Source organism: Mucilaginibacter yixingensis, from assembly GCF_041080815.1.
Lineage (GTDB): Bacteria > Bacteroidota > Bacteroidia > Sphingobacteriales > Sphingobacteriaceae > Mucilaginibacter > Mucilaginibacter yixingensis.
Window position 1 is genome coordinate 2,010,607 of record NZ_CP160205.1, and the last position, 14,497, is coordinate 2,025,103.

Genomic DNA, 14,497 nt, shown 5'->3' on the forward strand with positions numbered 1-14,497 from the left:
AATCTTGAGCGTGATTAGAATTTGGCGTTGATGCCGAAATTGATAGTCCGGAGGATAGGGTACGGATAGCTGGTGCCAGTGTAAAGCGACTCAGGGTCAATATCTTTCCGCAGTTTAAACAGCTCTGACCAGGTAACCAGGTTAAGCCCGTTAGTAAACAATTTTAGCGATGGCACCCCGATTTTACGCGTCAATACAGATGGAAGCGTGTAGCCTACTTCGGCATTTTTCAGACGGATGAAATCGGCATTCCTTAACCAGAAAGACGATGTCTGTGTGTTGTTTACATTTGATCCTACCCAAAGGCGGGTAGCCGTGGTGGATGGCTGGCTCGGTGTCCAGCGGTTCAGATTATATTCATAGGCATTGTTATTGCCGCCGTTGCCAAATCCATACCAGAAATCGCCATTGAGGTAAGCCTGGTGGTTTTGGGTGCCCTGAAATAATACATTAACATCAAACCCTTTGTAACTGAAACCGGCAGTTATACCATAATAGATAGTTGGTTTACCATTGCCAATCGGACCAATATCATCCGAGTTGATCACACCATCACCATTTCTGTCCAGATACCTGATATCGCCCGGCCGTAAGCTCGATTTTGGTGTTGATGCAAATACGGCTGTCTTTGGATCATTGATCTCTGCGTAGCTTTGAAAAACTCCGGTAGCAATGTAGCCGCTGCGTAGTCCCACAGGTAAACCAGTAAGGTTTTGATAGCTATAGGTATGCGGAATTTCGTCCAGGAAAACAGCCTTAGACTGCACGAACGAGAAATTAGCGTTCAGGAAATAGTTAAAATTGCCAATGTGGCTCTGCCAGCCGGCGGTTAGATCAGATCCCCAGTAATCATACGTGTATTTGTTTGTTTGGGGGAAACCGATGCCAAGCAACGTTGTCTGTTTGCCGGGATTGCCAACCAGGTCATAAAACCGGTTTTTAAAATACTCTGCACTTAAAGTAAACTGGTTATTCCAAAGGCCCAGATCAAGACCCAGGTTCAGTTTTTTAGCTTTCTCCGGAGCCACAACCACGGCAAGAGCGCTCTGACCGGTACTGCGGGTTACGCCGTTTGTGCCAAAATAATAACCATCATTGTTAAAGGTGTTTGAGTAGTTCCAATAGGTTTGGATATAGGTATAGTAACCTGCGTTGGCCTGCCCGGTTCTGCCGTATGAGCCTCTGAGTTTCAGGTTGCTGATGGCTTTAATATTGTCGGCAATAAAGGCTTCTTTGTGAATGTTCCAGCCCGCACCTACAGCGCCAAAGTTTGCCCATCTGTACTGCGGCGCAAACCAGTTGTAGCCAGAGTGGCTACCAGATGCTTCCAGCAAATATTTCTGATCCCAATCATAAGTTACCCTGGCCGCGTAATCGGTGTAGTTTTCGGGCAGGTTGCCGGTATCAAACTGCATATTGCTTTGCTGGTCGGTAAGTATTACCGCACTTACATGGTGTTTGCCAAAGCTGTGAGCATAACCCAAATCAGCCTCCGCATAAGTTACCCTCGACCGCGCGCCTGGGGCGCCAGCTGTGGTTTGTGCACTGGTTGCGCCAATTTTGGTATAGCTGTTGGTGAGCGGGAAATACTGGAAAACAGCAAAGTCTTTAGCTCGTGTGGTGGTATAATTAGAGGAGTTGTTATAAGATCCTTGTCCTTTAAGGTACAAGCCCGGCAGCAAATCATCCAGACGTTGGGTTACTTGCAGATCCACCGCCATATCACGCAGGTTGGTAAACGAGTATCCCCTTTGAACAGCCTGCCCGTAAATATTTACGTTTTGGCCGTAAAGACTGGTACCACCCAATGATCCATCCGGATTAAATACCGGGTAGGCGTTGTTTGGCGTAGTTGTCAGCGCGCTGAAAATGCCATTTGATCCCTGCGCGGGAGTGCCGGCACCCACACCCGGCTGATTGTTTTTTTCCATGCGGCCAAAAAGGTTCAGCTGCATTTGGGTTGTACGCGTAATATCTACCCCCAGGTTGGTACGGAGGAGATAACGATCAAGCTGGGCGTTGGTGTTGTAGCTGTTAGAGTCAATGGTTTTTAGCAGACCGGTCTCGGTCATCTGATCAAGATCAACAAAGTAGCGGAAGCCCTTTCCGCTGCCCTGCAAATTGAAATTGTATCTTTTGAGTGCCGAGGTATTTTTTAATACCGTTTTATACCAATCCACATTAGGGTGTCCGTAAGGATCTGAACCATTATTGTATGCGGCAATATCTGCCGCCGAATATTTGGGGGTGATGGTTGTTGTACCGGCATCATTTTGCTGAGCCTCGTTATACAACAGCGCATATTGCCCTGCCGATAATGGCTTTGGCAAACCCAGCGGACTTTCTACCCCAAATTGATAGCTGAATGATATGCGTGGTGTACCGCTATCCCCTTTTTTTGTAATGATAGAGATGATTCCGTTGCTGGAGCGCATGCCAAACATGGCAGTAGACAGTGCGTCTCTCAGTACCGAAACAGATTCTATTTCTTCCGGATCAATAGACAGAAAGCTGCGTTGCACGCCATCTATCAGGATAATGTTTGCGCCCAAAGCAGAGCGAACGTTATAGCTGAGACCCACACCATCAAGCGCTGGGCCACCGCTGGTGAAGCCAATATTGAGGCCGGCAATGCGGCCAGGCAGCGCCTGCAGAAACTGGGATGCCGGAGTGGTTGTCAGCTGTTCGGTATAAGCGGTGCCTACTGATTGCAGCATGGTTGTGGCCGATTGCTCGCCATGCAGAATGCTAATGGCGCGGGCAGTATCATGCTTCCCGCCGGCAATATTGCGCAGAAACCGGCGGCTTAACTGAACCTGCATATTGACATCTGCCTGTTTTTGCTTGGTATAAAAATCGCGGTGGTCAAATGTCAGTACCTGGTTTGGGCCACCGGGTATGGCAAATGTGCCGTCGGCTTTAGTTTGGTAACTTTTGTCGGTGCCGGCATAGATAACTACACCGGTCAGCGGCTTACCGTTGTCATCACGAACAACGCCCCTCACGGTGTCCTGCATGGACGAAGAGGCGCGGGTAGCATTTTTGTGCACCTGCGACTTTTGTGCCAATGCCGTTTGCATAATGGCGCAGCAACAAAAGAGGATGCCGCCTCTAGTGCATAATTTCTTGATTGTCATTGTTTTAATCTGATAATAATTGGTTTTTTAAATAAACAGGAGTCCTGTCCGAAACTATTGCCGGTCAGATAGTGCGAAATGTTGCTGCTGTTTTAGGCCAGGGCAGAAATTGGGTACATCTCTCTCATAATTAAAGTTTAAGGTTATTAATTGATTAATGTTGTAAAGACAATTCTCAAGGAAGTCTATACTCATTTTTAATCAGAAATATTGAGATGGATAGTAAAGGAAAAGACAGAGCGCGAAGACAACCGACCGAAGGGGGGGCATTAATATCTAAAAAATCAATCCACTATAATCTCGTCGCCTATTATTGTTCTGCGACGAGATTGCTTCGTCACTCCCTACCACAACCATAGCCGTTCCTCGCAATGACAAAAAGATTAACTAGCAACCTGGGGTACTCAATCATACAAAAAAGGCTGCCCCGGTTAGAGGCAGCCTTTCGGTTTTTAATAATTTGGATTTTGTACAAGGTTTGGATTTAAAGACCTTTGATCGTTTGGTATAGGATACAGATAATGCATCCGCTTAAACTTTCTGTTAGTAGCCGGATCAATAATAACTGCCCCGGTTTTGCTGTCAATTCCATAAACAAACTTACTAGCGTTGTAAAGTGGGTTCTTGGTAATTGGGTTGGTGCCGGTAGCCACTTCTGTTGCAGATCCGTTGTATTGTACCACCATACCTTCAATAGGCTGGTTTAACTCGGTTTCGGCAATGCCCCATCTTTTAAGGTCGTCAAAACGGCTGTTTTCCAGGTAAAGCTCCAGAGCCCGTTCCCGCCTGATTTCGCCCAGCATCGTCAAACTTGGGTATGGCGCAATTAACGCATTGGTTAACGGCGCCACATTATTGCGGGCCCTTATTTTATTGATAGAGATGTTAAGGTCGGCATCAGATATCGCTCCTCCGCCCAGTTCGCACTTAGCTTCGGCATAAATTAAATATACCTCTGCAAGTCTGATCTGCGGATAATCGTATGATTCCTGGTAATCAGCCCGGGTAGATTCTTCTGAGCAGAACTTACGATTGCCGTAACCGCCGTTAATATTGGTAGCCAGATCCGGATAAGCCGGTGTAATAATGGCCGGGAAGTTGAACGTGGTGATATAGTTGGCCAGGTTGTAATTAGCACCTGTTGTTGCTCCAAATCCCCAATACTTTTTCTTCGGGATATATACCAACGAGCGCAGGCGCCATTCGCGATTATCAAACTCGTCGGTCATTTTTGCATAGCCCTTTGCCAGCGGCGAAACCGAGAACGGAAGCCCGTCTGTACACAAATACATATCCATCATTTTGCGCGATGGTCCATAGCCCCCTAAAGTATGGGTAAGGTTGGCATTGCCCTGCAGCAGCGTAAAATCATAATGGCTGGAAAGGATGTACTCGTTATTACTGGTTTTGGTTAGCCCTTTAGGATTTGAGTTGGCATCATCAAGGTTAAACATATAGTAATAGCTCAAGGTATCAACGCCTTTAAATAAAGAGTAGGTATTGTCTGTCATTACCTGCGAGGCCAGGCTGGCCGCCTGGGTTAGCCAGGTAGTTGTGCTATCACCTTTCTTTTGGTTTTGTGCGAAGTCGGTGGTTGTGCCCACATACTTTTCCCAGGTTGCTTCATAAAGCAGCACACGGGCTTTGAAAGCTTTTGCTGCCTGCTGACTAACCTGCCCCTTGTCCGCAGCCGCTATATTGGCCTCAAGTGGTAAACCCGCAATAGCCACATCTAAATCGCGCAGGATCTGGTTAGCCACTTCGTAGCGCGTGTTCCGCGGCGCATTCAACTCAGGCGAGTTAACATCCAGTACTTTGGTGATGATAGGTACCCCGCCGTAGCGCTTAAGCAGAAAGAAATGATGCCAGGCGCGAAAAAAGTAGGCCGCGGCAACGTATTGCTTAATGGCGGCCTGATCTCCCGTATATACACTTGCCGCCTGGATCAGCACATTGTTTGCGCGGATGTAAGCATAGGCATTTACCCAGTAAATATCGCTGGCTGGTACTGAGATGGCTCCTTGCCCATAAGAAGTGATCGCCTCGGTAAGGTCGCTACCTGCATCCATAAAATCATAGATGTTACTGTTCCCTCCACCGGTTACACCAGATGTTACCGGACGAAAACCGATCATCTTGTTGTAGAAATCGTTAGCAAAAGATTTAAACTGACTGGTATTTTGGAAGAAACTAGCCGTTGTTGGCGAATCCAGCGGCTGTTGATCTAAAAACTCTTTTTTGCAAGCACCCGCTGTCAACAGTACCGCGAGTCCGATTATATAATAATACTTTTTCATGTTGCTCAATTTTTAAAATTCAACCTCTAAACCGAAGGTATAAGTCTTGATAAATGGATAGCTGCTGTCTGAAGAGCTGCCACGTTCCGGATCAAAGCCGTCTTTAATAGATGAAAATGTCAGCAGGTCATTACCAGAAAGATAGGCGCGTACCCGGCTCAGGCCAACCCTGCTGATCAGCGTCTTAGGCAACGTGTAGCCCAGGATCAATGATTTCAGGCGCACATATCGCAGGTTTTGAATATTAACATCATTGAACTGCCAGTTCCAGTTGTTGCGATTGTTATCAAATGATAGTCTTGGATATGCAGCACCGGTGTTGTCTGGTGTCCAGGTCTTACCAACGTAATAGGTATTAATATCAAGGTAGTTCCTGAAGAATGGGGCCCTGGCGTTGCCACCTCGCAATAAGTTCTGATTAAGCACACCCTGAAAAAAGGCAGAAAGATCAAAGCCTTTCCATTGCGCACCAAGGTTTGTCCCGAATGTATAATGCGGATCTGCGTCGCCGGCAAAATATAAGTCGCTCATATTAATAACACCGTCGCCGTTACGGTCGACTACATTCAGGTCTCCGGCCCTTAACTTACTATTACCGGTCATTGAGCCTAAATTGCCCACGGTAGTTGCTGTGTACTTGGTGTAATAAGCATCAGCAGCTGCCTGAGTAGGGAAATATCCAGCGGTTTGATATACAAACAGGGAGTTTAACGGATAGCCTTGTAACGGAGCATTTTGACCCTGGGCAATGGCCGTTGCTCCAGCTCTCTTAATCAGCAGGTTTTTATTGTTGCTAAAATTGATGCCGATGTTATAAGACACTTCTCCGATTTTATCGCGCCAGTTGATATTAGCATCGAAGCCGCGCACACGCAAATCACCGGCGTTGCTTGGCGGCGCATTTGCTCCCAGAACGCCTGGATAAATTAAACTTAAGATCAAGCCGGTATTTTTGCGCTCATAGATATCAAATGAGCCGCTTAACTTATTATTCAGCAAGGTGAAGTCTAGACCAATATCCTTGTTCAGCATCCTTTCCCAGGTTAACTGCAGGTTGTTGATATTGGAGATAAAGTTGGTGCCCTGGGTGGCTGCAGAGCTACCAAAAAGGGCAGTACCGGAACCGATGCTTGAAACATAGTTAAATGCGCCGATAGCTCCGTTGGTACTGGACAAACCATTAGTGCCGCCACCTAAACCACCTGTTTCTCCATAATCGCCGCGGACTTTCAGATAGTTCAGAAACTTCAGGGGTTTCATAAACTGCTCTTCCGAAATTACCCACCCGGCCGAGATGCCGTAAAAATTCTGACGGCGGTGATCAGGGTCAAAGCGAGACGAGGCGTCACTACGCCCAATGGCTTCGATCAGATAGCGTTTATTATAGTCATAATCAAACCTGCCGATATAGGAGGTTAGGCCCACCTTCACATCAGAACTGCCATTGGTTGCGTTTACTGGCGTAGCGGTATTCAGGTCAAATAATCCCGGATAAAGTAAACCGGTACGTCCGGCGCTTAAGGTCCGGTCTTCCTGCTTCTCAGCCGTACTACCCAAAGTCAGGGCGAAATTATGTTTTCCCTGGATCGATTTGTTATAATCGGCAAACACACCAAAGTTGTCATAAATGGTATTGGCAATAACCTCACTAACAGCTGCGGGATTATATTGGGTCGATGTAACGCGGTCGCCGGTCCAACTGTACAGGTTGTAGGTTTGGTTATAAGAGTTGTTCATGCCATCCCGTTTGGTAATGGCCGCAGTACCGCTTAAAGTAAGCCCGTCAAAAACTTTCACAGATAATTTAGTATTGAAGCGAAAGAAATTATCTGTATTTCTGATTCGTCCTCCCGCCTGGGTCATTGCCACTGGATTCCGGTAACCATAGTCATCATAATAGTTGCCGTTGACATTATACACCGGGAAAATAGGCGCGTCAAAAAATCCCGCACCAACACCATTTTTAGGACTCTGCACAGTACGTGTATCGTAAGAGATACCGGATGACCATTTTACATTCTTTGACAGATCGTAGTCGTAATTAAAGCGGGCATTATATTTAATTTCACCGTCATAAGCCGTTTTTAAGATCGATTTGTTATTGGAATATCCTAATGAAGCCGCATAAGCGGTTTTATCGGTAGCGCCTCTTAAAGACAGATTGTGTATTTCGGAGAATGAATTTCCATAAAGAGCGTTCTGCCAGTTATTATCTCCATAGTGCGAAACCAAGCCGCTCGGCTGAGTATAGTCGAATGATTCGCCATTGGCCATTCTTTGCAGGTTGGCTAATGTCCATTGGGGTAGATATTGAATCGGGTTACCAGAGGCATCGACACGATCCTGCGTTGAAGTTTGCAAATATAATTGTGCCCATTCTGACATGTTGCCCCATGGCACACTCTTGGCAATGGTGTTCAGACTAAAGCTTGGATTGTAAGTAACCTGTGCTTTGCCTTTGCCCCGTTTGGTAGTGATCAGAATAACACCGCCCTGTGCGCGCGCACCATAAATGGCTGCAGACGCATCTTTAAGTGCGGTTACAGATTCAATATCATTAGGGTTAAGGGTACTGAGTTCAAAATCAGCTACTGTTGGTACACCATCGATAATGATCAGCGGTGATACGGCCGACGTGGAGGATTCACCTCTCAACCTGATGGCCAAACCCTCGTTTCCCGGGCGTGGTGAGTTTCTGGTGATGACCAGGCCCGGTATCTCGCCCTGCAAAGCTAATGCAGCGTTGGGCACAGGCCTGTCTTTAAATACCTCGGCACCAACCTGAGATATAGCCCCGGTTAGGGTTTCTTTCTTTTTGGTACCATAACCTACCACAATCACCTCATTTAAGTCGTTGGCTACGGGTGTTAATGCGATATGCATGAATGATTTGGTATTTGCCGTTACTTCCTGGTTGTTATAACCAAGGAAACTAATTTGCAAAATTGCGCCCTGTGTGGCGGCGATTTTAAAATTGCCACTGCCATCTGACGCAACTGCGGTAGATGTTCCTTTTACCCTGATGGTTGCGCCGATAACGGTTTCATGGGTTTTACCGTCTGTAATTTGTCCGGAGACGGTAGACTGGCTGAAGCCATGAAGTGTTAACATCGCCAGCAGCAGGGTAATGATTACCGTAAACGGTTTGGGGTGTACTGCTTTTGTCATAACTATTGATTGTTTAATTAATTGGTTGAAAGTTTGTTATTTGAGCGCTTCAGCTTATATGACATAATTACTGTAGTCTTATACTCTTTAATTCAATATGAAAATCATAGCGTCTTATATTTATGCCTTATATTGGATGGAATGACAAAAGGGCCTTTCGGCCCTTTTGTCTCTAAAAATAAACCAAGGCAAAAGGGCAAAGTCTTTAGTTATTGATCTTAATTGTAGTGCCCTCCCGCACGTTGATCTTGAATGGACCTGGTTGCGGAAGCCATAGCTTCCCGCTGCCGATTTCTACCGGCATCCATAAATACCGGGAATCCCATTGTGTTTTCGGCTTCCATATATCGCCTAAAAATAATATCGTAGTATCCCTGCGGCCGGCAACTTTAAGGAGTAAGGTCGATTGCGAGCCATATGTGTTCGTTTCTTTCGGCGCCAGGTCCTGAAATTCTGACCATGGGCCTTCAAGCGATCTTGCGGTCGCATAGCGGTTGGGATTAGGGCGCCACCCGGTCAATGCAGATCCTATGGCGTAATACAATCCCTTATAGTGCACGATAGCACCACCTTCCATGTGTTCCCGGATCAGACTAACCTCTTTTTCTATATCCAGGCAATCTGCTGTCAGTTTAACTATATGAAAGCCCAATGGCCGGTCTTCGAATATCAGGTACGGCGCGCCGTCATCGTCAATAAATTGTCCGATATCCCTGCTTTCATGTCCCAGTGGCCGGAAACTCTTCAAATAGCTGAATTTGCCATCAGGCTTGTCAGAAATAGCGATTCCGACACGCGCATATTTATAGGTCGAATTATCCAAATGAAAGTACATCACATACTTTCCGGTCTTCTTACTAAAAAAGACTTTAGGCCTTTCCAGAATCCAGCGGGGGCCGAGATTTTCCGGATCAGTAAAAGCAACTACATCGCCTTTAAATTTCCAGTTCGTCAGGTCTTTCGAGGCATAACAGCTTACGTATCTCCTGTTGCTATCCAAGTCCTGCCTTCTTTCTTCCCCATACCAGTAATAGGTGTCTTTTACTTTGGTAATTCCTCCGCCGTGTGCCTGGATGTGAGCGCCCCGGTCATCCGGCCATACCTCGCCTGGATTGATCCGGTCTAATTTCTGAGCCAAGGCCGACTGACTCAGGTTCAGCAGGCCTAAAAAAGTAATCGTTGTTATAAGTAATTTGCTTCTCAACATTATGAGGGTCTAATTGGAAATATGAATAATGTAAATGATTTTAAATCGCTAACTCCGGCTTTGCCAGCCTTTTGTTCTCCGTGATGATATGTCGCATCTGATTGATGCCCCGATGGACGTGGTTAACAACCGACTGATATTGTAACCCGGTTGCCTCGGCAATCTGATCATAGGTCCAGTCGTCGAAATATTTCAGGAAGATCATTTCTTTTTGACGTTTTGGAAGCAGGTTAAGCGCGTTGGCCAGCAGGTGTTGCGCTTGTATGCCTGTTTCACGGTTCACAATGATGTCTTCAGGAGAAAATTCAATGTCGATGCATTGGTGGCTTTGCAGATCGAGTAGCTCCGGCCGGGCGGCTTTTAAATAATTAATAGCGCAAGACCGTGCAGATTTATAGAAATAGTATTTAACGTTGGTTATCCGTCCGAGGCGTTCCTTTCGCTCCCAGAGTTTAATGAAAAGCTCTTGTAAGATATCCTGTGCTGCATCTTCATCCTTAACGATCTTTAACAGATAAAAGAAAAGACCGGCGTAAAGATTATCATGAATACAGTTGAAAGATCTGGCGTTCCCGTCAAGGGTTTCTTCCCACCATTTGGTTAACTGACTGCTATTGTTCATAAGGGCATCTAAGAATTTTAATTCTTTTAAGTCCGAAGGAACACAAGCATACTTTTTAACATCTGACAAAATCGATTAAGTAGCTTTAGCTCCAGGCTTAATAATTGGTTTGTAAATGCTAATATGAGGGGAATTTGCGGGAACAGTGGGGCATAAATTAGCCATTTAGGCGGCACAAATTCGACAATTTTGCAGCTTTTCTAAATGGATTAAGTAATTTTAAATTTGATTTAGTTTTTGATAATCAGTCAATTACATTGAATTTTTTCTTAAAAACAGGCCGTTTTTGCTTAAGGAAGTCAGAAGGGTTGGCGCCAAACAACTTACAGAACTGTGTACGAAAATATTTGATACTGCTAAACCCGGTTTGATAGGCTACTTCGTTAACATTCATGTCGGATTGAATGAGTAGTTCGGCTGCTTTGCGTAAACGGATATAGCGAATAAAACTGTTGATCGTATGGCCGGATAGCGATTTTACTTTGCGGTATAAATTAGAGTGGCTCATGCCGATCTCTGCGGCCAGCACCTTGATGGAAAAGTCTTCGTCCATAATATGCCGTTCAACGATATCGATACACTTTTCCATGAATTGCCGGTATTCTTCGGAAATGGCAACATTGGCCGACTTAAGGGTAACCGTATTAAAAAAGTAGTGCTGTAAATTTTCGCGAGTCTGCAACAGGTTGGCAATTCTGGCGAGTAGCACATCTTTCTCAAATGGTTTTTGTATATAATCGTCGGCGCCACTTTCCAGGCCCTTGATCTTACTTTCCGGCGAAGAACTTGCCGTCAACAGAATCATAGGAATATAGCTTAGTCGTTGATCGTTCTTGATCATGGAGCATAATTCAATGCCGTTTAAGCCCGGCATCATCACATCGCAGATGATCAGATCTGGTAGTTTTTCATTTGCTTTTGTCAGGCCGGTCTGACCGTTGTCGGCCTCAAAAACGGTATAAGAAGATTCCAGAATGCTGCGTATATATTTTCGAATCTCGTCGTCATCGTCAACAACCAGAATGGTCTTTTTATCTGAAAGAATAGGTTCTTTTTTAAAACCGGTTTGATCTGTAGCCATAGGGGAGGCGTGGGGCTGACCATCCTCCTTTAATTCGTCTAATAGCGGAGAGATCTGTGTAACCTCTTTATTGATTGGCACGCCTTTAAAATGTACGGTGCCTTTTTGCAATTGGAGAAAAAAGGTTGTTCCTTCACCAATACTGGTCTGAAATGACAGATCACCATGGTGCCTGCGGCTAAACTGTTGTGCCAGATACAGGCCGATGCCAAATCCACCACGTTTGCCCTGGTTAGCGGCCCGGTAAAATTTGTCAAAGATCCGGCCGGAGATATCTTCAGGGATACCCGGACCATCGTCAGCTACTTTTAAAACAACAACTGCTTCCTGATCATCGAGCAGCACCGTTACCCTGCCTCCGTTTGGCGTGTATTTGATCGCATTGGAGATTAGGTTGAACAGAATAATCTCTATTTTTTCACGGTCACCATAAATTACAATAGGCTCAGTAGGTAGGTCTGGAGAATTCGCTGATATTGACCACCTGATTTCGGCGCAAACTGACCACCGATTCCGCGGGAAAGTGACCACCTGATTTCGGAGGAAACTGACCACCCCGAACGAGCCACATATGCTGTAGAAGCAGGCCTATTTTTGAGGTTTAACAACTTCACTAATGGCCAACACTACGATAAGCATGAGTAAGATAAGACAGATCCTCAGGATGTACAGCCAGGGCCGCAGCAAGCTATCGATAGCGGCCCAGACCGGCGTGTCACGCAATACCGCAAAGAAGTACCTTATTGCGTTCGATGCCAGCGGCTTTACGTTCGAGGAAATCAATACCCTTAATGATAAGGAGCTGGAGGACTTCTTTGGCAAAAGCAGTGAACGTCCCCCGGACAAGCGAATGGTGGCCCTGCAACGCTGTTTCCCGCAGATAGATAAAGAGTTAAAGCGTGTCGGTATGAACCGCCGCATCCTGTGGGAAGCTTATATCAAAGAGTTCCCTGACGGGTTCAAGTACACCCAATTCTGCTTTTATTACAACCAGTGGAAAGCCCGCGTGAACCCCACGATGCACCTGGATCATAAAGCCGGTGATAAGCTGTATGTGGACTTTGCCGGTGAAAAGCTAAGCATAGCGGACAAGGATACCGGTGAGGTCATCGAGGCCGAGGTGTTCGTTGCTATCCTTGGCGCCAGCCAACTAACTTACGTAGAAGCTGTGCTGAGCCAGCAGAAAGAAGACTTTATAGCAGCCTGTGAGAATGCCCTGCACTTTTATGGCGGCGTACCTGCCGCCATCGTTCCCGACAACCTGAAGGCTGCCGTTACCAAGAGTAACCGCTATGAGCCAACGCTGAACGAGACCTTTGCTGACTTTGCCGACCATTACGGAACGACCATCTTACCAGCGAGGGCGTACCACCCTCGTGACAAAGCACTGGTAGAAGGAGCCGTTAAGATCGTTTACAGCCGTATCTACGCACCTGTTCGCAAAGAGGCCTATCATACCCTTGCAGAACTGAATATCGCGATCAAGGTCGCTTTAGAAGCACATAACAGCCAGCCGCTGAAAGGCCGCAATTACAGCAGAAAGCTCCAGTTCGAGGAGATAGAACGCCAGGCACTCTCGCCATTACCGGCATTACGTTATGAGTTCAAACGGCAGCACCAGGCCACTGTAATGAAGAACGGACATGTTTGTCTGGGTATCGACAAACACTACTACAGCGTACCGTACCGCTTTATCGGCAGGAAGGTCAAACTGCTGTATTCCCGCACCAACGTAGAAGTCTACTACCACTATGAACGCATCGCCATGCACAGGCGCATCAAAAGCCCTTACAGCTACACAACGGATAAAGATCACCTGGCTTCGACACACCGCTTTATGACCGAATGGACACCCGATAAGTTCCTGGAATGGGCAGCATCCATTCACGAGGATGTGAGGCTTTACATCCTGAAGATACTGGACCGAAAGCAACATCCGGAACAAGCTTACCGCTCCTGTATCGGTATCCTCAGCCTGGCGCGCAAGGCAGGTAACGAAAGGCTGGCCAGCGCTTGCAGGCGTGCGCTCGGCTATGGCGTGTACAACTACAAGACCATACAGCAGATACTGGAGAACAAGATGGACAGCTACGAGGAAAGCTTATTTGCTGACGAGCTGCCTATGCCCAGCCATGACAATATCCGGGGAGAGAACTACTATAAATAACCATTAATGAACAGATCGATATGAACACGAACACCTTAGACAAACTTCGCAAACTGAAGTTCTATGGCATGTACCATGCCTTTAAAAGCTGCCTGGAAACGGGACAGACCGCAGAATACACCACTGATGAACTGCTGGCCCACCTGGTAGAGGCCGAATGGGACGACCGGCAGAACAGGCGCATAGAGCGTACGATCATGTATGCTAAGTTCCGCTATAAGGCCTCGGTAGAGAACATCCACTACCATGCCGACCGTAGTATCGACCGCAATCAGGTAATGCGCCTGGCAGACTGCCACTTTATTGACCGGAATGAGAACCTGTTGATCACAGGCAGCACCGGTATCGGCAAAAGCTATATCGCTTCTGCTATCGGACACCAAGCCTGCATACTGGGTTACCGCGTGTTCTATGCCAGCACACCCAAACTCTTTGCTAAGCTGAAGATGGCCAAGGCAGATGGTTCCTACATGAAGGATGTAGCCAAACTGGAACGCCAGCAACTACTGATCCTGGATGACTTCGGTATACAACCTTTTGATGCGCAGAGCAGGGCCGCACTGATGGAGATCATTGAGGACAGGCACGGTAAGACATCCCTGATCATCACCTCTCAGCTGCCGGTCAGTAAATGGTATGAGGTCATTGGTGAAAAGACGATCGCTGATGCTATCCTCGACCGCATCGTGCATGATGCGCACCGGATGGAACTAAAGGGAGAGTCGATGAGAAAAAGAAGGCCCGCAGAGCCCGAAAAAAGCTATCTGCAAAACACACTTTAAATAACTACTTTTGACAACGCTTCTACAGCGTTCGCT

Annotated in this window: 8 protein-coding genes; 2 read left to right on the forward strand and 6 right to left on the reverse strand. The window is 46.6% G+C overall.

The features are described from left to right. Nucleotides 1-14: 14 nt before the first annotated feature. The 6 genes from ABZR88_RS08085 to ABZR88_RS08110 all read right to left on the reverse strand — a co-directional run bounded on the left by ABZR88_RS08085 (nucleotide 15) and on the right by ABZR88_RS08110 (nucleotide 12,067). Entirely contained in the window at nucleotides 15-3,080 is a 3,066-nt protein-coding gene (locus ABZR88_RS08085; RefSeq protein WP_369434713.1) for a SusC/RagA family TonB-linked outer membrane protein, read from the reverse strand. 509 nt (nucleotides 3,081-3,589) lie between these two features. Then, nucleotides 3,590-5,434, reverse strand: coding sequence for a RagB/SusD family nutrient uptake outer membrane protein (locus ABZR88_RS08090; RefSeq protein WP_107830881.1), 1,845 nt, complete (start codon nucleotides 5,432-5,434; stop codon nucleotides 3,590-3,592). 12 nt (nucleotides 5,435-5,446) lie between these two features. Then, a complete protein-coding gene (locus tag ABZR88_RS08095; protein ID WP_107830883.1) occupies nucleotides 5,447-8,602 on the reverse strand; it encodes a SusC/RagA family TonB-linked outer membrane protein in 3,156 nt (1,051 codons plus the stop codon). A gap of 205 nt (nucleotides 8,603-8,807) precedes the next feature. Beyond that, nucleotides 8,808-9,809 carry a family 43 glycosylhydrolase gene (locus ABZR88_RS08100; protein ID WP_107830885.1) on the reverse strand — a complete coding sequence of 334 codons (1,002 nt, stop codon included), beginning with the start codon at nucleotides 9,807-9,809 and terminating at the stop codon, nucleotides 8,808-8,810. 40 nt (nucleotides 9,810-9,849) lie between these two features. Continuing rightward, nucleotides 9,850-10,431, reverse strand: coding sequence for an RNA polymerase sigma factor (locus ABZR88_RS08105; protein ID WP_146166601.1), 582 nt, complete (start codon nucleotides 10,429-10,431; stop codon nucleotides 9,850-9,852). A 244-nt stretch (nucleotides 10,432-10,675) separates the two neighbouring features. Next, nucleotides 10,676-12,067, reverse strand: a complete 1,392-nt coding sequence (locus tag ABZR88_RS08110; RefSeq protein ID WP_369434714.1) for a response regulator — start codon at nucleotides 12,065-12,067, stop codon at nucleotides 10,676-10,678. An 82-nt stretch (nucleotides 12,068-12,149) separates the two neighbouring features. On the opposite strand from ABZR88_RS08110, the gene istA reads away from it, so the two are divergent. Together istA and istB are read left to right on the forward strand one after the other, a co-directional pair. Then, nucleotides 12,150-13,679: an IS21 family transposase gene (gene istA, locus ABZR88_RS08115; RefSeq protein WP_369434715.1), complete on the forward strand. Its 1,530-nt coding sequence runs from the start codon at nucleotides 12,150-12,152 to the stop codon at nucleotides 13,677-13,679. A gap of 20 nt (nucleotides 13,680-13,699) precedes the next feature. Then, entirely contained in the window at nucleotides 13,700-14,461 is a 762-nt protein-coding gene (gene istB / locus ABZR88_RS08120) for an IS21-like element helper ATPase IstB (protein ID WP_107831783.1), read from the forward strand. The last annotated feature ends 36 nt before the right edge of the window (nucleotides 14,462-14,497 follow it).